The organism is Adhaeribacter rhizoryzae (assembly GCF_008629685.1).
GTDB classification, from domain to species: domain Bacteria; phylum Bacteroidota; class Bacteroidia; order Cytophagales; family Hymenobacteraceae; genus Adhaeribacter; species Adhaeribacter rhizoryzae.
Genome location: NZ_VWSF01000007.1, coordinates 104,856 through 127,866, shown reverse-complemented (window position 1 = coordinate 127,866; position 23,011 = coordinate 104,856). Strand labels below are relative to the sequence as shown.

The following is a 23,011-nucleotide window of genomic DNA, read 5'->3' as shown; positions in this document are numbered from 1 at the left end:
TTAAGATAGGATTTACTTTTTTATAGCACTTTTGAAATACGCGGCTTATATATATTTTCCAGTAAACTCCGTTTTGTTATAAATCCCAAAATATTCTTTTAACCCCTGATGCGCATCTATTTAAACCTTGCTTTACTGCTTTATATAACCTTTTATATTTATTCCTGCGCCAGCATTGGTACCCCCGAAGGCGGACCCAAGGATGCACAAGCCCCTAAGCTGGTAGAAAGCCTGCCGGTTAGTAAATCATTACAGGTAAGCGGCAAAACCATTCAGTTGGTGTTCGACGAAAATATTCGGCTAAAAGATTTAAATCGCCAATTAATTATTACGCCCAACACCAATAATACTTTTGAAACTACAGTTTCTAAAAATACCCTGAAGCTGGAATTTGAAAAGCCTTTTGAACCTAACACTACTTATTTTATTAATTTCCGGGAAGCCGTAGAAGATGTTACCGAAGGCAATAAAGCAGCTAACCTGAGCTTAACTTTTAGTACCGGTACTTTCCTCGATTCGGGCCAGGTGAAGGGTACCGTGCGGGAGCTTTACAGCAATGCCGCCGAAGCCAAAACCAACGTGGTGCTGTACCCCGCTAACGATACCACCACCATTCGCAAGCACAAGCCTTTTTACTTTACCCAAACCGATGACAAAGGCAATTATCAGCTGCAAAATGTAAAAGATGGTGAATACCGGATTTACGCGCATCAGGACCGCAACAACAACATGATTTACGACAACGACAACGAACGCATAGGCTACCTGGGCAACACCATTAAAGTATCGTCTGCTACCCCAGAACAAAACCTTACTACAGTGCGCATCGATACCAAAAAGCCTTTAGTAGAGTCGTCGAATAAATTTGTGGAAGAATACCAGATTAACTACAACGAAGGCTTAAGCGCTTTTAATATTTTGCAGCTGGCCAAAACGCCGGCTCCTTTTGTATACCTTTCCGATAAAAGGGGTAATAAAATAACAGTTTATCCAACTGCGCCTAATCCCAGCGGGAAGTACCTGGTTTCGGCTACCGATAGTGCCGGCAACAGCCGTTCCGATACGCTAAATATTGCCTTCGAAGGCAAAAAAGCATCCCGCGCCGGCGAGGCTTATACGCTAAAAACAGAGGGTAGCGAATTAACAAAAGATACGCCGCTGGATTTAACTTTTAAAGTACCCATAAAAATAGTAGAACCGCAGGGCGCGCTTACCTTGGTTCAGGATTCGGTTAACCGCAAAGTTTTAAATTTTCCGGCAGATCTAAAACTTAACCCCACGGCTACGGTCCTGAGCATTGCTACGCCGCTTACCGCTAAAAAATCGGTGCAAATTATTCTGGATACCACCAAAGTACTACCCGTTTCCGGCGATCGCTTCCGGAAACAAAATACCCGTTTAACCATCTCAAATAAAGTAAACACCGGCGGCTTAAGCGGAAAAATAACGACCAAATACAAGCGCTATTGGGTAGAAGTACTAAACAAAGCCAACGAAATAGTGTACACGCTGGATTCGCCCAAAATATTGCAGTTAGAAGGCTTAGCGCCCGATACCTACCGCATCCGGGTAAAAATAGACGAAGACAATAATGGCCAATGGCGCGCCGGAAACGCCGATTTAACCACCATTCCGGAAAAAATATTCTATTATCCGGGCAGCATAGACATTAAAGCCAACTGGGAAATTGAGATAAAAGAGCCCGATCCGCTGCTTAGTTTTTAGGCTATGGATAAGTGGTGTGTATAGCTGTGGATATGTGTTGGCCTTGTTGGTATTTTAAACCTAAAAACCTACTTAAACCTTAAAACCACTGGTTCATCAACCCAAAGGTTAATAAAAAAAATTAAGTCCGGTACATTCTCAATCCTTATAAACATATGCATAACTCCACCGCTTTTTCAGCCTGCCAATTGTCTAAATGTTTACAAGTAAAATATTAGATTGATTAATAATACCTTAGCTAAACTATTAGTGTCGATAAATCAGGATAAGTGGCTGCTTTGTGAACAAGATAATAACTAGTTTATAAACCAAATACTTTATCAACTTGTGAACAGCCCTAATAACGAGGATAGATCTTTTTAAAATTTAAATTAAATATTTAATAGATCTACAGTTGTTCACAACTTTGGGCAAAAGAGAAAAAAACTTTTAGAACCCGGTATTCCGTATAGAGAAATCAAAATGCAGAAACATGCCTTTTGACTACACACTCGATTTTAAAAAAATAAATTTCCGGGCTTCGCCCGAATTATACCGGATTGGGAAAGGCGAGCAGGGCGTGTTGCTGGTGGAACCATACAAGTCGGAAATATTGCCGCACTGGCGGTTTAAAACCCCCGAGATAGCACGGCAGTCCGCGGACGAGGTGTACAGGCTTTTTTTAGATTACCTGGCACAGCGGGACTTTATTGGGGCCGATATGGCGCGCAAATTTTTACAAATGGGATATACCCGGGCTCGGCGCTACGCCAATCATAAGTCGGGCCGAAAATATGCGCAAAATCCGCAGCTGGAAGAAAGCCGCGAGGCCGAAAAAAAAGCGCGGGCTAAATATTTATTGCCCAACACCGAAGATCCCGTAAAAGCCGCGTCAGCGGCTATATTTAAAGAAAAATGGGATGAGGCAAAAAATAATGAATTGTATAAACAATTAGCCCAGGAGCATCTAACTAAATTTGGCAAATAATAAAACAGAAAATAGATTTTCAAAACCAACTAAACATGAAAGAAAACGAAATTGAACTGGGTACCGGTATGGGTAATATCCGCTTTGGGTACTCCATGGACCAGGTGAAAGATGTAATGGGCGATCCGGAAGAAGTAGAAGAATCGGACGAAGAAGATGAATTTGAGCACACAGCCTGGAATTACTGGCAAAAAGGCTATTCTTTTTTCTTCGACCGCGAAGATGATTACCGTCTGAGCTGCATCCAAACCGAAAATCCGGATGTAATATTATTTGGTAAAAGAGTATTTGATTTATCGGCCAAAGAAATAAAAGAGCTGCTGGCGCAAAATGGCGTAACCGAGTTCGAAACCGAAAAATTAGAAACCGGCGAAACCCGCCTGAGCTACGAACGCGAAATGATTGATTTGTATTTGGAAGACGATCAACTGCTAGCCGTTAATTTTGGGGTTTTTATTAACGACGATTTAGAAGTGCAATGGCCCGACGAAAAATAATACCATTATTATTTAATTGATACGCTTAAAATTATTGTAGTCCTGTTGAGCTTGTCGAAACATTTAATTTCACTTTACAATGCAGTTATAGATCCTTCGACAAGCTCAGGATGACCAAAATTCACTTTTAAGCACTTTTTCTATTTGATAGCGGTATAAATATTTGGATTAGAACCAAAAAGAAAGCGGCTGATAATTTTATCAGCCGCTTTTTTTATACAGGTTTGGTATGTTTTAATTAAATCATCCAGCGGAATAACAAAAACAAAGTACCGGCTAAAAACATAGAAACCGGCAACGTTAAAACCCAGGCCAACGCAATATTCCGGACAGTAGACGGATTCAGGTTTTTAACACCCCGGTTAGCCACCATACTACCCGCAATACCCGACGACAAAATGTGCGTGGTACTAACCGGTAGTTTAAAAACAAACGTAGAAAAACCAATAACGCTGGCCGCCATTAATTCGGCCGAAGCGCCTTGCGCGTAGGTTAAATGTTCTTTTCCTATTTTTTCGCCAATAGTTTTTACTATTCTTTTCCAGCCCACCATGGTACCAATACCCAACGATAAAGCCACAATAGAAATAACCCAGGTAGGCGCGTAATCGGTGTAAGAACGCATTTCATGAATATTTTCGTCCAGGCGGTTCCTATCGGCCAAACTTAATGTTACATCAGGGCTCTTTAGTAAGCTTTCTGTTTCTTTGGTAAGTAATAAAATATCCCGACGTACCATAAACCGGCTTTTTTCGGGCAGGGCATGTAATTGATCTACCGAAGAGAACAGGCGGTGCATATCCGTAATATTGTTTTTCATTTCGGCTACATTCTGCTTATCTCTCAAAGACAAAACATTAACATCAACTTTGTTTACTACCTGTTCTACCTGGGCCAGCGATTGGGTAATCTGGATTGGGTCTTTCGAAATATCTAAAGCAAAATGAATAGGCACAATACCTATTAAAATAAGCATAATTAACCCAACGCCTTTTTGGCCATCATTAGATCCGTGGAAGAAGCTAACCAAAGTACAGGTAATAATTAATATCAGGCGAATCCAGAGGGGAGGTGGTTTGCGTTTGTGCGGTTCTTTAAATATTGATTTATTTTTAACAAACCGTTTTAAGATAAACATTAAAATAACGGTAAGGGTAAAACCCAGCAGCGGCGATACAATCAATGACATTCCGGTTTTTCCGGCTTCACCCCAATTTACTGCGGTACCGGTAGTGTTATCGGGTAAAACCGAATAAGCAATACCCACACCTAATATAGAACCAATAAGTGTGTGAGAACTGGAAGAAGGCAAACCATAATACCAGGTACCTACGTTCCAGATAATGGCGCTAATGAGTAAAGCGCCAATCATGGCAATGCCGTGGTAAACATTCTGGTCTATGAGGGCTTCGACGGGCAATAAATACACAATGGCCATGGCTACGCCAATGCCGCCGGCAAAAACGCCAATAAAATTCCAGAAACCAGACCAAACCACTGCTACCCAAGGCCGTAGCGTATTGGTATAAATTACGGTAGCTACGGCATTGGCGGTATCGTGGAAGCCGTTGACAAACTCAAAAGCACACGCCGCCAGTAAACAAAGAATAAGTAAAAAAAGAAGTTCGGGAGGTAGTCCAAACATAAAGGTTACAGTTAATCCAAATTAGTCGCAAAAGTAAGCGTAAAAAGTAGGGTTAATGTTAAGAAATTGTTAATTCGTCATAATAAATAAACAATATTTATTATGCGTTCAGCAATTTGAAAAACAGAATAAAATAATCCTTACACGTAAATTCCAGTAATAGGTTAAAAATGAACCTGCTAAAGGCAAAAATCAGGTAATCTCTTTCTCCGGAAAGATGCTCGTTATATATTTGCAGCTATGGCAACAAAAACAGATAAAACTTCATTAGAAAGTACGCAACTTAAAGATATAATTTCGCACGCCAAAGAATACGGTTTTGTATTTCCTTCGAGCGAAATATACGACGGACTGCAGGCCGTTTACGATTACGGCCAGAACGGGGTAGAGCTGAAAAATAATATTAAAATGCTCTGGTGGAAATGCATGACCCAACTAAACCAGAACGTTGTGGGGATTGATGCCGCCATATTTATGCACCCGCTTACCTGGAAAGCTTCGGGCCACATCGATTCTTTTAGCGACCCCATGATTGATAACAAAGATTCGCAGAAGCGTTACCGGGCCGATGTACTGGTAGAAGAGAAAGCCGCCGAATACGAAAAAGCCGGCGATTTAGAGAAAGCCCAGGCATTGGTAAAAAATTTGGCCCGCTTGCTCGAAGCCGAAGATTTAAAAGGTGTACAGGAATTAATAATTTCTGAAAATATTAAATGCGCTGTTTCCGGTACCACCAACTGGACCGAAGTACGGCAGTTTAACCTGATGTTCTCGACGCAGGTTGGTTCGGTAGCCGAAGATGCCAGCACTATTTATTTACGGCCCGAAACCGCCCAGGGAATATTTGTGAATTTTCTGAACGTACAGAAAACCGGCCGCATGAAAATTCCTTTTGGTATTGCCCAGATTGGTAAAGCCTTCCGGAACGAGATTGTGGCCCGGCAGTTTACTTTCCGGATGCGCGAATTTGAGCAAATGGAAATGCAGTTTTTTGTGCGGCCTGGTACCGAAGAAGAATGGTATGAGAACTGGAAGCAAATCAGGTTAAAATGGCACGAGGCTATGGGTATTCCGGCCGAAAAGCTGCGTTTCCACGACCACGAAAAGTTAGCCCATTACGCGAAAGCCGCGGTAGATATTGAGTTTGAGTTCCCGTTTGGTTTTAAAGAAGTAGAAGGCATCCATTCCCGGTCCGATTTTGATTTAAGTCAGCACCAGGAACTCAGCCGCAAAAAGCAGCAATATTTTGACAACGACCTGAACGAAGAAGGCAAGCCTTTTGGTAATTATGTGCCTTACGTTATCGAAACTTCGGCCGGCGCCGACCGCTTGTTTTTAATGACTTTGTGCAATGCTTTTACCGAAGAAGAAGTAATTGAAGGCGAAGCTACCAAAACCCGTACTTTCCTGAAATTGCATCCGGCGCTGGCACCGGTTAAGGCGGCTATTTTTCCGTTGGTGCGTAAAGATGGTTTACCTGAAAAAGCCCAGCAAATATTCGACGATCTGAAGTACGACTTTAATGTTATTTACGAAGAGCGCGATGCCATTGGTAAACGCTACACCCGCCAGGATTTAATTGGCACCCCGTACTGCATTGCCGTAGACTACGAAACGTTAGAAAATAATACCGTAACCATTCGGGATCGTGATACCCGCGAGCAGCAACGCGTACCCATCAGTGAACTGAGTCGGATAATTGGCGATGCTGTTAGTTATAAAAGAATATTTGAGAAGCTGTAAGGATTATACCTGAAAAAAGAAGGGCTGCCAAATAAGTTGGCAGCCCTTCTTTTTTATGATTTTAAATGAATTCCGGCTTAAAGCCTTGAAGAAACTTAGAATTTTTGCGGGTACGTTCTAAATATTCAAATCGATATAACCGGTTAGCAACGCTACCCCTAATGCAATTAGCGCCAAAGCCAGCGCTACTCCTAATATTGTACCTATAACCGGCAGCGAAAGTAATATTAATAAAACCAGTAAAGCGGCTACGCCTAATAAAATCCATTCGGTTTGCGAGAATTCCGGCAGTGGTCTTTTCATATCTACCGTCAACTTTTTATCGTCATTTTGTACCCTTACCGAATTTTTAAAATCGCGGGCTTCCGATTCTAGCTGCGCCAGCCGGTCTTTATTTAAGGCAATGCTCATTCGCCGGTTCCGGCCGTTGGTATCAGTTGTATCTTTAATATTTTTTAGTGTCTTTTTCACAAGCTTCCGCAAATCTTTTTTGCTGAGCGCCACGGGTATATTGGTCTGTTCTGTTTCAGGAGTTGTTAAAGTGGTGCGGGGTAAATCAGCGGGGGTAATAGTGTTGCCAGCCGATAAAACAAGCTCCGGTTTAGCTTCTTTGGCAGCTACTTTTGGGGTAGCTGGCCCGGGCTGAAAATAAAATGCTTGCTTAGGGCTGGAACAAGAAGTAGCCAAAGCAATGGTTAAGGTTATACCCAACGAATATAAAGCAAGTCTTATTCTTTTCATAGTGTCTGGATTAAGGTAGTAATACTGCAAATGTAATAGCTATCTCTAAAATTTAACGGTTTACTTAAACTCAAATTATCGGTAAAGGGTGCTATATATTTAATCCTTACCGAATTAATCAATAATATTTTTTAACCAATTGGTTAAACCTTTTGACTAATAAGCAATTCCTGCAACAGATTCCGTACCTTTGTCCAGTTAAATTTGGCCAAGTTAAAACCCTTGTAGTAAATGCATTTGGCAGTTTTTAAGGTCTGGCTTCGGAAATTGGGTTAAATAATATTTAATATTTTAATTAAATCCGGAAGTAACCGCTAATTGCCTGCAAGTATGATTTATACTTCTTCGGTTTTGTTCGCGGGCTTTGTTATTTTTGCAAATCCAAAGTTTAGGCATTCTAAAATATTGGGAATGTTAAGCATCGTAAGGTTGTTTAGGTTAAGCATCTGTATAAAACAAAAAAACGGAGCTGTACCCTGGGTTAACCGGAATAAAAGTAAAAAGTAACAGTTAAGTTAAAATAATTAGCGGCAGTAGTTGCCGGAATAGTAATAGCGATATGCCAACCTGTTTGGTTGGAGAGAGAAGAGCATTAATGAATAACGATAAAGTGAAATATAACGAGTACAAAAATCTGGATTACGCGAAGGTAGGGGAGGACATCCTGGCTTACTGGAAAGCTAATAATATTTTTGAAAAGTCGGTGGAAACCCGCGAGGGCCATAAGCCTTTTGTTTTTTACGAAGGACCTCCTTCGGCTAACGGCACACCGGGTATTCACCACGTAATGGCGCGGGCGGTAAAAGATATTTTCTGCCGTTACAAAACGCTTAAAGGTTTTCAGGTTAACCGCAAAGGTGGCTGGGATACCCACGGTTTGCCCATTGAGTTACAAGTTGAAAAAGAACTCGGCATTACAAAAGAAGATATCGGTAAAAAAATATCCATAGAAGAATATAATGCCCGTTGCCGCGAAACCGTAATGCGCTTTAAAGGTCAGTGGGACGACCTGACCGAACGCATGGGGTACTGGGTAGACCTGGATAACCCGTACATTACTTTCGATAACGAGTACATCGAATCGGTTTGGCATTTATTAAAAAAGCTTTACGACAAGGGCTACCTCTATAAAGGCTATACCATTCAGCCATTTTCGCCGGCGGCCGGCACCGGATTAAGTTCACACGAGCTAAACCAACCGGGCACCTACAAAATGGTAAAAGATACCACCATTGTAGCCCAGTTTAAGGTAAAGCACAACAAAAAATCGGAGTTCTTATTTAAGAATCAGAATAACGAACAACAAGCAACGGCTAACGAAAATCTATATTTCCTGGCCTGGACAACTACGCCCTGGACTTTGCCGGCTAATACCGCATTAGCCGTTGGTAAAAATATTAAATACGTAAAGGTTCACACTTTTAACCAGTATACCTTCGAGCCGATAACCGTAATCTTGGCTAAAGATCTGGTAAAGCGTTATTTCTCGGAGAAGGCAGCTAACCTGAATCTGGAAGATTATAAATCCGGCGATAAACTAATTCCTTTTCAATTGCTGGAAGAATATTCCGGCAAAGATTTGGAAGGGGTAGAGTACGAGCAATTATTGCCGTATGTACAACCCGATAAGCCGGCATTCCGGGTGGTAATCGGTGATTTTGTTACTACCGAAGACGGTACCGGTATTGTGCACATTGCGCCAACTTTTGGCGGCGACGACTTTAAAGTAGCGGCTCAAAACGATATTCCGGCTTTAATGGTAGTGGACGAATGGGGCAAGATGAGCCCGATTGTAGACCGGACCGGAAAGTTCGTAAAAGAAATAACGGATTTCGCCGGCATGTATGTGAAGAACTACACCGGCGAAGATGAAACAGTAGCCGGTTATAAGTCTACAGATGTCCTGATTTCCATTAAGTTAAAGGAAGAAAACAAAGCCTTTAAGGTAGAACGCTACGAGCACACTTATCCACACTGCTGGCGCACCGATAAACCGGTTTTATATTACCCGTTAGATAGTTGGTTTATCCGTACTACGGCGGTTAAAGAGCGACTTATAGAGCTAAATAAAACCATTAACTGGAAACCCGAATCGACTGGTACGGGTCGTTTTGGTAACTGGCTGGAGAACTTAGTGGACTGGAATTTATCCCGCTCGCGTTACTGGGGTACGCCTTTGCCAATCTGGCGCACCGAAGACGGAGCGGAAGAAATATGCGTGGGCTCGGTTAAAGAGTTGTACCACGAAATAGAAAAAAGTATTGCCGCTGGCTTTATGACTTCTAATCCGTTGGCCAAAGCGGTAGATAATGCCGACGAATCGGCCACGGCTGGTATTGTGCATACCGTATTAGAATTTGCCGGCAATTTTTCGTTGAGTAATTCGGGTTCAGATGAAACTGCTGCGGGTAAAACCACCGTGGATTATAAGGCATTCGACCTGCACCGCCCGTATGTGGATAATATTGTACTGGTAAGCCCATCTGGTTTAGCAATGCACAGAGAATCAGACTTAATAGATGTTTGGTTTGATTCGGGCGCGATGCCTTATGCCCAGTGGCATTACCCATTTGAGAACCAGGATACCTTCGAGAAAAACTTCCCGGCCGATTTTATTGCGGAAGGCGTGGATCAAACCCGTGGTTGGTTCTTTACGTTGCACGCCATTGCCGTTATGCTCGAAGACAGCGTAGCTTTTAAAAATGTAATGGCTAATGGCTTGGTGCTGGATAAAAACGGCAACAAAATGAGCAAGCGCTTAGGCAATGCCGTAGATCCTTTCGAAACCATTCAGAAATACGGTCCGGATGCTACGCGCTGGTACATGATCTCCAATGCGCCGCCTTGGGATAACCTGAAGTTTAACACCGATGGGGTAGTGGAAGTACAGCGCCGGTTCTTCGGTACCTTGCACAACACGTATTCTTTCTTCGCGCTGTACGCTAACCTCGATAACTTTACCTTTAGCGAAGCCGAAGTGCCTTTGGCTAACCGCACCGAAAGCGACCGCTGGATTATTTCTAAACTAAATAGTTTAGTATCGGCCGTAGATGCCTCTTACGCCGATTACGACCCAACGAAAGCCACCCGCGCTATTCAGGATTTTGTAACCGACGATTTAAGTAACTGGTACGTGCGCCTGAACCGCAAACGTTTCTGGAAAGGGGAATACAACACAGATAAGATTGCTGCTTACCAAACGCTGTATACCTGCTTAGAGACTATTGCTATTTTGGCGGCACCGGTAGCACCGTTCTACATGGACCAATTGTTCCAGGATTTAAATAAGGTTTCGGGCCGTAATAAAGTGGCTTCCGTGCACTTAGCTGATTTCCCGAAAGCAAACAAAGGCGCTATTAATGTGGATTTAGAAGAGCGGATGCAATTAGCTCAAACTATTTCTTCGCTGGTGCATTCTTTGCGCAAGAAAGAAACCATAAAAGTACGGCAGCCGCTTTCACGTATTCTTATTCCTATCCTGAACGAAAATACCAAGGCGCAGATAGAAGCCGTAGCCGATTTAATTAAGTCGGAAGTGAATGTTAAGAATATTGAGTATATTGACGACACTTCGGGTATATTAGTGAAGAAGATTAAACCCAACTTTAAGCGTTTGGGCCAGGTATTTGGTCCGCGTTTAAAACAAGTGGCCGCGGCTATCCAGGGCATGAACCAGGAAGAAATTGCCGTGCTGGAACGCGAGAACGGTTTTGAAATTCCGCTGGGCGATGATACGGTAATTATTACGCCGGAAGATGTCGAAATTATGTCGGAAGATATTCCGGGTTGGCTGGTAGCATCGGAAGGTAAATTAACCGTAGCGTTGGATATTACTTTAACCGAAGCCTTAAAACAGGAAGGCATTGCCCGCGACTTGGTAAACCGTATTCAGAATTTGCGGAAAGACAGCGGCCTGGATGTGCAGGATAAAATTAAAATATCGCTTCAGAATAATCATAAAGAGGTAAACGAAGCCGTTAAAGCTTATGAGCAGTACATCCGGGAAGAAACACAAGCCACCGGCGTATTGCTAACCGAACTCTTAGCCGACGGAACTACTTTAGAAATAGATGAGTTTACTTTAGGAGCAAAGCTGGAGGTGGTATAATATTGGCTTCTAGCTATTTGTTTAATTAATTGAAGAGATTATTTCTCGCGTATCTGAATGAAATATTTTAAATATTATTTGTTAAGCTTACTGGTTATCCTCATCGACCAGGCCGTTAAATTGTTAGTCCATTTTAATATGGATATGGGCCTGCCCGGCGAAATTCACCTGATAGGCGATTGGGCTAAGCTGCATTATACCACCAATCCCGGTATGGCCTTTGGGGTAGAACTTGGTTCCGATTACGGTAAGCTTATTCTGAGCTCCTTCCGGTTAGTAGCCATGGTGGGTATTGGGTATTACCTGTACTACCTTTGGAAACAAAGGGCACATACTGGGCTTATCTGGTGCGTAGCCTTAATTTTAGGTGGGGCCATTGGTAACCTGGTAGATAGCATTTTTTATGGTGTCTGGTTCGATAATGCCCCATATGGTTCGTCTACGCCGTGGTTCCACGGGCAGGTAATCGATATGTTTTATTTAGATATTTGGGAAGGCATTATTCCGCATTGGATACCAGTTATTGGCGGCCAGGCCATGTCGTTGTGGCCAATATTTAACGTAGCCGATTCGGCAATATTTATTGGGGTGGTCATTATCCTGTTTAACCAGAAAAGATTCTTCGCCAGTTTGCATCCGCAGGAGTCAGAAGAGAATTTGGCCCAGCGGCCGGCCAACGCCGAAACCAGCAATGCCGAAGTAGAAGCTTAACAACTTACTTTTATAACAGGAGAGCCATATTATTTAATATGGCTCTTTTTGTTTACAGGCTATTGATAATTTTAGGTGCTGGATGCTTCTGAGAATAAAGAAATGGCCCTTATTTATGGCCCCAATATTACCTTTATTTTAATTAGCCGTTATGCTATTTATTTAAGTAATATATTTACCAAGCTAGTACTTAATTATTTTGAATTTGTCTGCACCATTACTTCGGGTTAATCAACTGCAAACGCATTTTCAGTCGCATCGTGGCCTCACCAAAGCGGTGGATAATGTTTCGTTTACCATTAACCAGCAGGAAACAGTAGCCATTGTAGGAGAGTCCGGTTCCGGCAAGTCGGTTACTTCTCTTTCGCTGATGCAGCTTATTCCGCAGCCCCCCGGAATTATTGCGGGTGGCGAGGCAATATTTCAATCGCGGCATTTTGGCGAAGTTGATTTACTGAAACTATCAAGTAAACAACTACAGAAAATCCGGGGTAACGAAATATCCATGATTTTTCAGGAGCCCATGTCGTCGCTTAACCCAGTGTATACCTGCGGCAGTCAGGTAGCCGAAGTGTTGATATGGCACCAGAAATTAAGTAAAGCCGAAGCAAAAGAACGTACCCTCGCGCTTTTTGAGCAGGTAAAACTACCCCGGCCCGAAAAAATATTCCGGGCTTATCCACACGAAATATCGGGTGGGCAAAAGCAGCGGGTGATGATTGCCATGGCCATGGCATGTGGTCCTTCTATTCTTATTGCCGATGAGCCTACTACGGCTTTAGATGTAACAGTGCAAGCGCATATTCTGGATTTACTAAACGACTTACGGGTACGAAGTAATACTTCTATATTATTTATTACCCATGATTTAGGCGTTGTTGCTGAAATAGCCGATAAAATTATTGTGATGTACCGGGGCCGGATTGTAGAGCAGGGTTCCGTCTGGGATATTTTTAGTAATCCACAACATCCTTATACCAAGGCTTTACTGGCTTGCCGGCCAAAATTGTCGATGGGGATTAAATATCTGCCCACCGTTAGCGATTTTATGGAGGTTGATTCTAGTGGATATATTATCCCCAAAGTAGTTTCTGTAAGTAAGGAAGAATCTGGTAGCCAGTTAGATAGTGCGTATATAAATAATCAGGATAAACCTTTATTGCTGGTGAATAACTTAAAGGTGCACTTCCCGGTACGTAAAGGAATATTTGCCCGCAGCACCGAATATATTAAAGCCGTAGATGGTGTAAGTTTTGAGGTTTATCCAAATGAAACCATTGGTTTAGTAGGTGAATCTGGTTGTGGAAAAACTACTTTGGGCAGAGCTTTATTGCGGTTGGTACAGCCTACGGCAGGTTCTATCTATTTCAACAACATTAATATTGCCGGGTTATCCACGGAAGCATTACGTAAAAGCCGCAAGAACTTCCAGATGGTTTTCCAGGACCCTTATGCCTCGCTTAACCCTATGCAAACCATAGGAGAGGCCATTATGGAGCCGATGCAAGTGCACCAAGTGTTAAAAACCGAAAAAGAACGGCGAGATAAAGTATACCAACTTCTTGACACTGTTAATCTTTTGCCGGAGCATTTTCACCGCTATCCACACGAGTTCTCGGGAGGACAGCGGCAGCGTATCAGTATTGCGCGGGCGCTGGCCTTAGAACCAAAATGTATTATCTGCGACGAGTCGGTTTCGGCTTTGGATGTATCGGTGCAGGCGCAGGTGCTCAACTTGCTTAATAAACTTAAAGCCGAGTTTGGCATAACTTATATTTTTATAACCCACGATTTGGCGGTAGCGCGGTTTATGGCCGATCGTATTTTTGTAATGAATGCTGGCAAAATAGTAGAGTCGGGTCCGGCGCACGAAGTATACACTAATCCGCAGAATGCGTATACACGTACATTATTAGCCGCTATTCCGAAGGGCGAACTGGAAAATATTAAAGAAGCCCAGGCTCGGCGAGAAGCCCTAATGATCCAATATTCTGCTTAGCTATATAAAGAATACTTCTGTAATCAGATGGAAAGAAAAAAGAAAAACAGTGATTCCGGCCGTAGTAACCGGTCCGAAGGTAAAAACAGGACCGGTAAACGGGGTGGGGTAGAAATAACCAAAAGTAAGTTGTTGCAAATATTTGTGACCCACCCCGGTAAAGCTTTTGGCTATAAACAAATATCGCGTCGGTTTGATGTAACTGATAAAGAAGGCCGCGATCAGATAAACGATTATTTAAAGCAACTCCGGAAAGAAGGTAAAATAGTGCCGCTCTCCGAAGGCAATTATATTTTAAATATTACCGAAAGCAAAGAAGTAATAGGTACCGTAGATTTGGCTAATAGCCGGCATGCTTACGTAATTTCGGCCGAGAGCGAAGAAGATATCAGGATACCCACCGAAAATCTGCAATTTGCCATGGGCGGCGACCGCGTGAAAGTACGCATCAACAATACCCGCGATGGCCGCCCCGAAGGCGAGGTGGTAGAAATATTAGAGCGGGTGAGTGATGAAGTGGCCGGACGCATAGAAGTTTCTAAAAATTTCGCTTTTGTAATTCCTAATTTCCGCAAGCTGTACTTCGATATTTTTATCAACGAAGAAGATATAAATGATGCGCAGAACGGCGATAAAGTTTTAGTTAAAATTACCGAGTGGCCCAAGTCGGCGAATAAAAGCCCGATTGGTAAAGTTACCAGGGTGTTTGGCCCCGCTGGCGAAAACGAAGCCGAGATAAATTCTATCATGGCCGAATTTGGGCTGCCGTTCGAATTTCCGGAAGTAGTAGAACAAGAGGCCGAAGCTATTCCCGAAACCATTACGGAAGAAGAAATAAGCCGTCGGCGCGATTTCCGGGATATTACTACCTTCACTATAGACCCGGTTGATGCCAAAGATTTTGATGATGCTTTGTCAATTCGGTCTCTAGAAAACGGGCGCTGGGAAATTGGCGTGCACATTGCCGATGTAACGCATTACATTGAAGAAAAATCAGGCCTGGAAAAAGAAGCTTTGCACCGGGCCACTTCGGTTTACCTCGTAGACCGCACCATTCCCATGTTACCCGAAAAGCTGTCGAATGGCTTGTGCTCTTTGCGTCCGCACGAAGATAAACTTACCTTTTCGGCGGTATTTGAAATGGACGAAACTGGCCGCTTATACGATACCTGGATTGGTAAAACCATTATTCATTCAGACCGTCGCTTTGCTTACGAAGAAGCGCAGGAAGTAATGGATACCGGTGATGGTGATTACGTAGAGGAATTGCAAACCCTGAATAAAATTGCTAAAGCTTTAAAAGATAAACGTTTTAAAAACGGTGCCATTAGTTTCGAAACCGTTGAAGTACGTTTTAAACTGGATGAAAATGGCAAGCCGCTTCACGTTTATGTAAAAGAGCGGAAAGATGCGCATAAGCTGATTGAAGAATTTATGCTGCTGGCTAACCGCAAAGTGGCTGAATTTGTCTTTAATATTAAAAAGCGCGGCAAGCGCTATACCATGGTGTATCGTACCCACGATGCCCCTGACCCGGATAAACTTACTAACTTCTCCTTATTTGCTTCTAAATTCGGGTATAAAGTAGATTTGGAAAGTAAAGAAGTATCTAACGAATTAAATCGGTTGGCCGAGCAAACGTTAGGTAAACCGGAGCAAGGTGTACTGCAAAGTTTAGCTATTCGTACCATGGCCAAAGCCAAATATACCACCGAGCCTTTGGGCCACTTTGGTTTGGCTTTCGAGCATTATTCGCATTTTACGTCGCCAATCCGGCGATACCCTGATATGATGGCGCACCGGCTAATATTTAAATATTTAAACGGCGAGCAATCCCAGGAAAAAGAAGAATACGAAGAAAAATGTAAGCATTCGTCGGAGCAGGAGAAACGAGCCGCCGATGCCGAACGGGCTTCTATTAAGTATAAGCAAGTAGAGTTTATGCAGAATACCGTTGGCCAGAAATTTAAAGGCATTGTGTCTGGCTTAACTGAGTGGGGCTTGTACGTAGAAATAGAAGAAAATAAATGCGAAGGCATGGTGCGCCTAAGCGATTTGGAAGATGATTTTTACGAATTAGATTCACAAAATTACCGCATTATAGGCCGCCGGAACAAACGCATTATTTCGTTCGGCGATGAAGTTTGGGTAGAAGTAAAAGCCGCTAATCTAAATGATCGTACCATCGACCTCATTTTATTAACCAATGGCGATTCTACGGATGGAACGGAAAATAGCCGGTTTGCCGAACGTAATGAACGGAACCGCGACAAATCTTCTCGTTCCAGAGGAAGAGGCGAACAAAATGAACGTGCCGTTGTTGAAGCTAAAGGAGGTGGAGGTAAGAAAAAGAAAGCTAAAGCTTCGGAAGTAGTCCCGGATTGGGAAGAGCAAGACGAACAAGTAATTACCGAAACTCCTAAATTTGAAAAAGAAAAAGGATTGCCGAAAGAGCGAGAGCAAAGAGGTCGCAATCTGAAAGACTACTACGGTTTTGATGAATAATAATTATGTGTTACCGGAAGCAGCGCAATCAGCTACTTCTGTGGATATTTCCTTTTTTTCAGAAAAAATAAATCAAACTTTATCCACCATTTCTTATGGGGATAATCCGGTCGAGTTATACGAACCTATCCGCTACATTATGCAATTAGGCGGTAAACGGTTACGGCCATTGGTTACTTTGCTTGCCGGTTATTTATTTCAGGATGATATTCAGCAATGCTTAAAGCCAGCCTGTGGGGTAGAGGTTTTCCACAACTTTACCCTTTTACACGACGACATTATGGATAAGGCTCCGCTGCGGCGGGGCCAACCAACCGTTCACGAAAAATGGAACCATAATATTGCCATATTGAGCGGCGATGTAATGATGGTGCGGGCTTACGAGCTTTTTTTAGATGTAGAGCCAACCAAACTGCAGAAAGTACTCCGGTTATTTAGTAATTGTGCCGCTGCTGTGTGCGAGGGTCAGCAACTGGATATGAATTTCGAAACCCAGGATGCGATTACCATTGATAATTACCTGCACATGATAACGTTGAAAACAGCCGTTCTGCTTGGTTTTAGCCTGGAACTTGGCGCTGTTTTAAACGGTGCTTCCGATAATGATGCCTTGCTGCTCAAAAACTTTGGCATAAATGTGGGCATAGCTTTTCAGCTGCGCGACGATTTGCTGGATGTTTACGGCGACCAGGATAAGTTTGGTAAACAAGTAGGCGGCGATATATTAGCCGATAAAAAAACGTTTTTGTTAATAACAGCTTTAGCCCAGGCCAACGAAGTACAGAAAGCAGTTCTTACCCGCTATAAAAACCAAACTGTTTTTTCTTCGGAGCAAAAAGTACAGGAGTTTACTACAATTTATAACGAATTAGCAATCCGTGCCCAAACCGAAAACAAAATAAATACTTATTTTGAAGAGGCTATTCAAAGTTTAGATGCCGTTAATGCGCCGGAAGTGCGCAAAGCTTTATTGCGTAACTTGGCTATGCAATTAATGGAGCGAGAAAGCTAAACTTCTTTTATTGGCTAAATTTGCTGCCAATAACATCTTTTCCCCTAATTAATCAACTCATGAGTGTAACGCTTATCTTAATTATTATTACAGTTGGTATATCTATGTATGCCTGGTCTAACGAAGACTTAATGCGTAAATGGATATTTCACCCGTTTTACGTTAATAAAAATCACCAATATTACCGGTTTATCACTTCGGGGTTCCTACACGCCGATTGGGTGCACTTATTTTTTAACATGCTTACCCTATACTTTTTTGGCGATATTGTAGAAACTGTATTTGTTTATCATTACGGGCCGGAGATAGGAATATTGTTATACCTGTTTATTTATTTTGGCGGGATGATTGTGGCGGATATTCCATCTTACATTAAGCACAAAAAAGATTATGATTACCGGGCTTTAGGTGCTTCCGGCGCGGTATCAGCCATTATTTTTTCCAGCATTTTGTTTAGCCCTACCCGCGAAATTTGCTTGTATGCTTTTATTTGTATGCCAGGCTTTATTTTTGGGTTGTTGTACCTGATTTATTCTTACTACCAGGGCAAACGGATGGGCGATAACATAAACCACGATGCTCATTTTTACGGAGCGGTATTTGGCTTTATTTTAACTATCTTCCTGGTGCCAGGATCATTCGGCAACTTTGTGCAAAAAATAATGCACTGGGGAATATTCTAATTCTTTACTCTAATTTGTGGGATGATGTTAATTCAGTTTGTAGATTTTAACATCTTCCCACAAACCCATTATATTTTCCTTTTCTCCTACCAAAATATCAATCTGGTTTTTAATGCGCTTGTTCATGGTGTCGCGCACTACGTAAAAACCGTCCATCTTATTATTAATGCCTTTTACATGTAGGGTGTCGCCGTAATTAATAGTGCCGCCCCAACGTGTTAGCAAATTACGCGATACAGCTACCCAACGGTGTTTGCTTGGTTTAGTATACTTAATCTTAGAATTATCGGCTGTTATTAATGGGCTATCATCGGTTTGGTTTTCAACCGGAAAATATACCGAGGCTTTAACCTTTATGGGTTCGATGGGCTTAGTAGCTACTGCTACTTCTCTAATTGGTAATTGTACAACTTCGGTTATTTTGGTAGGTGCGGCTGGCGCAGGATTCTCTTTTTTAGTGGGTGTGGTGAAGGGAAGAATCTTAGGAAGGGAAAAAATAAACATCGAGAGAATACCAAATAGCTTGTATTTAATCATAGATAGTGCTTTAGTGGAACATATTTTTAAAAAGCATGGAGTTCTTTAACGAACCTAATTAGTAAAGGTTTCAGAACTAGATTAAGCCACCTTTGGTAATTAGTTCAGCACGAGTATACTTAACGGGGTTTGTTATTGTGGATAAGTGGTATGTTCCACGTGAATCCGGGCTTTAAAAGAAGAAATTCGATGTAGAAAAAGAGGTTTAATAAAGTAGTTAAAGATAAATATTGATAAACTTATGCTGGGTCAACTATTAAATGCATCAGCTATATTTTTAAGTGATAATCTTGCAGGTATTAGATAAAAAATTGCCGATTTAAGTAGAATAAATATTCAATAAAATTTAGGTAAATAAGTACTACTAACCAGCAAGTAGGAGGTTCGGGAAAGTAGTTCAAAGAAAATAATGTAAGTGTATTTTACAGAATACCAACAAATATTTAATAGCTGCTATAAAAGAAAAACGGGGTGCCGGCTAAAAGATTAAACCGGCACCCCGTTATTATGAATGTATTTTATAATTAAAAATTATTTTCAGTGTTGGCATCACCATCATTATTATCCCGGTCTTCTATATCCTTTTCATTCGTTTGACGGAACGTATTATCAAAGTTCTCGTCAGATTTTTGAGCTCCAGTACCTATAAAGGTTCTTTTATAGAAATCGCTATCAGACTTTGTTTCGTTTGCCGGATCTTCTTGCGTTTGTTCGTTTTTAGTTTTGGTTTGATCCTGGCGGTCTTTATTTTTATCTTCTTCCATAATTGTATGTTTTTAAATAATAAACTTATGCTCGCTTGTATTACTCCGTCTGGTAAGAGAAGGTTTTATGTAAGATTGGCCAGTAAATTAAATTCGGAGATTTCCTGTAGCTATCAAGTAAGAATTCAGTAAGTAATAATTATCAGTATTACTTCAAAAGCTATAGCTTACGCCAGGTATAATGTTGATAAGAATATTCAAACACCCGGTTATTGCTTATCGTAAATACAAGAAGGGCAGAGGTTTGTAATATTTTAAAATTATTGTTATAAACAAGAAATCCTGCCAGGAAGCAGGATTTCTTGTTTAAGTCTTGGTCATTTATTCGGCTTTGGCATTTATCCAGCCTTTAGCTAATTTATTTAATTTAGCATCGGTATCTTTTTCTTCTTTTAAGGTAGCAGCCAGCAATTCATGTGCTTCAGTTTGTCCTAATCTTTCGGCGTAATAAGCAGCAGTACCATAACCGGATATTTCGTAATGTTCTATGCGCTGAGCCGAAGCAACCAAACCAGCATCTTTAACAGCGGGCTCTGCTTTCTCATCTATCATATCCTGACCTTCTTCTATTAAACCTTCCATGGCTTTACACTTGGTACGGCCAGGACTGATGCCAACGATTTCACAAACTTTTTCCAGCCGTTCTTTCTGCGCTTTGGTTTCTTCTAGATGTTGCTCAAAAGCTGCTTTCAGCTTTGGGTCTTGAGCCGTTTCGGCCATTTTAGGTAATGCTTCTAATAATTGCTTTTCGGCACTATATAAATCTTTTAGTTCGTGGTGAAAAAGGTCTTCTAAATTCTTAAGTTTAGTCATAGCTCTATTTTTTTCAGGTTTAATTATTATCTTTCACCCTATACGGGCAAGTTTTAACAGGGTTAAAACCTATTTTTCATTTAAAGTAGGTTTCAAATTAAGCCTTATTGCATTTATAAAACCAAACACAATAAAAACTATGGATAACTTTATGCAAAACACAAAAACCAAATTATTTACTTTATTAATCGCCAGTAGCTTATGGGCTTGTAACAAATCGGCTACCAACACTACCACAGAAGGCGAAGCCACTACAGACACTTCTACATCGGAATCTGTTACGCTGGAAAAAAAGTGGGAAACAGAAGGGAATTTATTAACACCGGAGTCGGTGTTATACGACCGCACAAATAAAGTGCTTTATGTTTCTAACATTAATGGGCAACCCGGTGAAAAGGACGGCAACGGCTCTATTGGTAAAGTAGATTTGAACGGTAAGATAGAGCAAGCCGAATGGGTGAAGGGATTAGATGCTCCTAAAGGAATGGGCTTACACAACGATCAGCTTTATGTAGCCGATTTAATCAAAGTAGTAGTAATAGATATTAAAACGGGGAAAAAGGTAAAAGATATTCCGTTGCCGGAAGCACAGTTCCTGAACGATATTACTGTGGATGCAGAAGGTAATATTTACGTTTCTGATTCGAGCGCCAAAAAAGTATACCTGATTAGCGGCGACAAGGCGAGTGTTTACATGCAAAGTGACTCGTTGGAAAGGCCAAATGGTTTGCTGGCCCACGAAGGCAAATTATTTTTAGTAGATATGCAGCCTGGCATTTTTTACGAGATAGATAAAAGCACGAAAGCTTTAAATAAAGTGGCCGAAGGCTTAACCAGCGGTGACGGCATTGTGCCGGTAGGTAATGGCGATTATGTTGTTTCTAACTGGAACGGTGAAATTAACTACTTATTTGCCAATGGGCAGGTGAAAAAACTTTTGGATACAAAAGATGCTAAAATAAATGCCGCTGATATTGATATAATTCCGGACCAGAATTTAGTGCTGGTACCTACCTTTTTCAACAACAAAATAATGGCTTACGAACTCAAGCGCTAATATTTAATTACAAATGTTAATAGCGGCCGGATGAGTTTTAAACTTGCCCGGCCTTTTTATTTCTGCTTTATATGCTGCTCTTCTTTATTCTGCTGTATTTGCTTTTTAATGTACTGTTGGGTTTGTGGGCTTCGCGGCGCGTTAAAAGTACCGATGATTATTTGTTAGCAGGGCGAAAGCTTAATTTCCCGATGGCAACGGCGGTGGTTTTTGCTACTTGGTTTGGTTCCGAAACATTGTTGGGTGCTTCTTCGGAGTTTGCGGAAAAAGGAATATTAGGCGTAATTGAAGATCCTTTTGGTGCATCACTTTGCTTATTGTTAATAGGGGCGTTCTTCGCCAAAAAATTGTACCGCCTCAATTTACTTACCTTCGGCGATTTTTACCGGGTACGTTATAACCGACAAACCGAACTACTTGCTTCTTTTTTCCTGGTTATTTCTTACTTCGGCTGGATTGCCGCACAGCTGGTTGCTTTAGGCATTATCTTAAATTTAATTGTGGATATCTCTTTGCCAGCGGGTATTGGGTTAGGCTTTGTGGTAGTAGTGGGATATACCTATATGGGTGGTATGTGGTCCGTGTCGATAACCGATTTTCTACAAACCATTATGATCATATTGGGCCTCGCGGTAGTAGTAATTAGTATGTGGATTAAATACCCAATTGAGACTATTACCAAACAGCTTCCACCTGATTTCTTTCGGTTTACACCTTTGCCAACTGCTAATAATACAGCATGGATTAACTATTTTGCCATGTGGATAACCATTGGCTTGGGTTCTATTCCGCAGCAAGATGTTTTTCAAAGAGTAATGTCTTCTAAATCGGAGAAGGTTGCCATAAAAGCTTCTTTTGCCGCCGCCGGACTTTACCTCACGGTCGCCTTAATGCCGCTATTGTTAAGTTTATATGCCAAAGCAGCGCATCCGCATCTCATGCAACAAGATACTCAATTGCTTCTACCAGGCTTAATTTTAAACCAATCTTCTCTGTGGATAAAAGTATTATTCTTCGGGGCGTTGCTTTCGGCTATTATGAGTACGGCAAGTGGGGCAATATTAGCGCCAGCGGCTATCTTAAGCGAGAATATTTTTAAACCGTTATACACCAATATCACCGATAAGCAACTGCTGCACTTATCCCGGTTAAGTGTGTTATTCGTTGCCTTTGTATCATTAGGGTTTGCTTTGCTGCGCAGTAATATTTACGAATTGGTTAGTGAATCGTCGGCGTTGAGTTTAGTTTCTTTGTTTGTGCCCATGGTGGCCGGTATTTATTTGCCGCGTACCAGTTCAGGGGCGGCTATATTATCTATGCTATTGGGTATGGGTGTTTGGTTGGGCGCTTTAGCTTTTAATACTCAAATTAATCCTTTAATATACGGTTTAGCTGCTAGTGTATTTGGGCTGGGAGCAGGCTTACTATTCTGGCCAATTACTAAAAAACAACAGGCTTAGTAACCTAGCACAATTAGATATTTTAACAGGCTTTTTTAACTTTG

The 23,011-nt window shown here is 41.7% G+C and carries 17 protein-coding genes; 12 read left to right on the top strand and 5 right to left on the bottom strand.

Annotated features, from left to right (window positions below):
* Nucleotides 1–108 precede the first annotated feature (108 nt).
* The 3 genes from F0145_RS11325 to F0145_RS11315 all read left to right on the top strand — a co-directional run bounded on the left by F0145_RS11325 (nucleotide 109) and on the right by F0145_RS11315 (nucleotide 3,189).
* Complete coding sequence (locus tag F0145_RS11325) at nucleotides 109–1,725, top strand: Ig-like domain-containing domain (RefSeq protein ID WP_150088519.1); 1,617 nt, start codon at nucleotides 109–111, stop codon at nucleotides 1,723–1,725.
* Between the two features lie 472 nt (nucleotides 1,726–2,197).
* Nucleotides 2,198–2,692 carry a DUF4385 domain-containing protein gene (locus F0145_RS11320; RefSeq protein ID WP_150088518.1) on the top strand — a complete coding sequence of 165 codons (495 nt, stop codon included), beginning with the start codon at nucleotides 2,198–2,200 and terminating at the stop codon, nucleotides 2,690–2,692.
* Between the two features lie 35 nt (nucleotides 2,693–2,727).
* Nucleotides 2,728–3,189 carry a hypothetical protein gene (locus F0145_RS11315; RefSeq protein WP_150088517.1) on the top strand — a complete coding sequence of 154 codons (462 nt, stop codon included), beginning with the start codon at nucleotides 2,728–2,730 and terminating at the stop codon, nucleotides 3,187–3,189.
* A 238-nt stretch (nucleotides 3,190–3,427) separates the two neighbouring features.
* On the opposite strand, the gene F0145_RS11310 is transcribed toward F0145_RS11315, so the two are convergent.
* Complete coding sequence (locus F0145_RS11310; protein ID WP_150088516.1) at nucleotides 3,428–4,834, bottom strand: inorganic phosphate transporter; 1,407 nt, start codon at nucleotides 4,832–4,834, stop codon at nucleotides 3,428–3,430.
* A gap of 240 nt (nucleotides 4,835–5,074) precedes the next feature.
* Between F0145_RS11310 and F0145_RS11305 the strand changes: the two genes are divergently transcribed.
* Nucleotides 5,075–6,577 (top strand): glycine--tRNA ligase, encoded by a 1,503-nt coding sequence (locus tag F0145_RS11305; protein ID WP_150088515.1) that lies wholly within the window; start codon nucleotides 5,075–5,077, stop codon nucleotides 6,575–6,577.
* A gap of 117 nt (nucleotides 6,578–6,694) precedes the next feature.
* On the opposite strand, the gene F0145_RS11300 is transcribed toward F0145_RS11305, so the two are convergent.
* Nucleotides 6,695–7,318 (bottom strand): hypothetical protein, encoded by a 624-nt coding sequence (locus F0145_RS11300; RefSeq protein WP_150088514.1) that lies wholly within the window; start codon nucleotides 7,316–7,318, stop codon nucleotides 6,695–6,697.
* Nucleotides 7,319–7,913: 595 nt separating this feature from the next.
* On the opposite strand from F0145_RS11300, the gene ileS reads away from it, so the two are divergent.
* The 6 genes from ileS (at nucleotide 7,914) to F0145_RS11270 (ending at nucleotide 18,336) form a co-directional block, all read left to right on the top strand.
* Nucleotides 7,914–11,426 carry an isoleucine--tRNA ligase gene (gene ileS, locus F0145_RS11295; RefSeq protein ID WP_150088513.1) on the top strand — a complete coding sequence of 1,171 codons (3,513 nt, stop codon included), beginning with the start codon at nucleotides 7,914–7,916 and terminating at the stop codon, nucleotides 11,424–11,426.
* A 57-nt stretch (nucleotides 11,427–11,483) separates the two neighbouring features.
* A complete protein-coding gene (locus F0145_RS11290) occupies nucleotides 11,484–12,137 on the top strand; it encodes a lipoprotein signal peptidase (protein WP_150088512.1) in 654 nt (217 codons plus the stop codon).
* A gap of 199 nt (nucleotides 12,138–12,336) precedes the next feature.
* Nucleotides 12,337–14,136, top strand: coding sequence for an ABC transporter ATP-binding protein (locus tag F0145_RS11285; protein ID WP_150088511.1), 1,800 nt, complete (start codon nucleotides 12,337–12,339; stop codon nucleotides 14,134–14,136).
* 27 nt (nucleotides 14,137–14,163) lie between these two features.
* Nucleotides 14,164–16,641 (top strand): ribonuclease R, encoded by a 2,478-nt coding sequence (gene rnr, locus F0145_RS11280; RefSeq protein WP_150088510.1) that lies wholly within the window; start codon nucleotides 14,164–14,166, stop codon nucleotides 16,639–16,641.
* Between the two features lie 40 nt (nucleotides 16,642–16,681).
* Nucleotides 16,682–17,653, top strand: coding sequence for a polyprenyl synthetase family protein (locus tag F0145_RS11275; RefSeq protein ID WP_150088617.1), 972 nt, complete (start codon nucleotides 16,682–16,684; stop codon nucleotides 17,651–17,653).
* A 59-nt stretch (nucleotides 17,654–17,712) separates the two neighbouring features.
* Nucleotides 17,713–18,336 (top strand): rhomboid family intramembrane serine protease, encoded by a 624-nt coding sequence (locus F0145_RS11270; RefSeq protein WP_150088509.1) that lies wholly within the window; start codon nucleotides 17,713–17,715, stop codon nucleotides 18,334–18,336.
* A gap of 27 nt (nucleotides 18,337–18,363) precedes the next feature.
* Here F0145_RS11270 and F0145_RS11265 read toward each other — a convergent pair whose 3' ends face one another.
* From F0145_RS11265 to F0145_RS11255, 3 genes are all read right to left on the bottom strand, one after another.
* Entirely contained in the window at nucleotides 18,364–18,873 is a 510-nt protein-coding gene (locus tag F0145_RS11265; RefSeq protein ID WP_150088508.1) for an RlpA-like double-psi beta-barrel domain-containing protein, read from the bottom strand.
* 524 nt (nucleotides 18,874–19,397) lie between these two features.
* Nucleotides 19,398–19,637, bottom strand: coding sequence for a hypothetical protein (locus F0145_RS11260; protein WP_150088507.1), 240 nt, complete (start codon nucleotides 19,635–19,637; stop codon nucleotides 19,398–19,400).
* A 321-nt stretch (nucleotides 19,638–19,958) separates the two neighbouring features.
* Entirely contained in the window at nucleotides 19,959–20,450 is a 492-nt protein-coding gene (locus F0145_RS11255; protein WP_150088506.1) for a YciE/YciF ferroxidase family protein, read from the bottom strand.
* A 139-nt stretch (nucleotides 20,451–20,589) separates the two neighbouring features.
* On the opposite strand from F0145_RS11255, the gene F0145_RS11250 reads away from it, so the two are divergent.
* Together F0145_RS11250 and F0145_RS11245 are read left to right on the top strand one after the other, a co-directional pair.
* The gene (locus F0145_RS11250; RefSeq protein WP_150088505.1) at nucleotides 20,590–21,507 is read left to right on the top strand and encodes an SMP-30/gluconolactonase/LRE family protein; all 918 of its coding nucleotides are present in this window, start codon (nucleotides 20,590–20,592) and stop codon (nucleotides 21,505–21,507) included.
* 71 nt (nucleotides 21,508–21,578) lie between these two features.
* The gene (locus F0145_RS11245) at nucleotides 21,579–22,967 is read left to right on the top strand and encodes a sodium:solute symporter family protein (RefSeq protein ID WP_150088504.1); all 1,389 of its coding nucleotides are present in this window, start codon (nucleotides 21,579–21,581) and stop codon (nucleotides 22,965–22,967) included.
* Nucleotides 22,968–23,011: the final 44 nt, after the last annotated feature.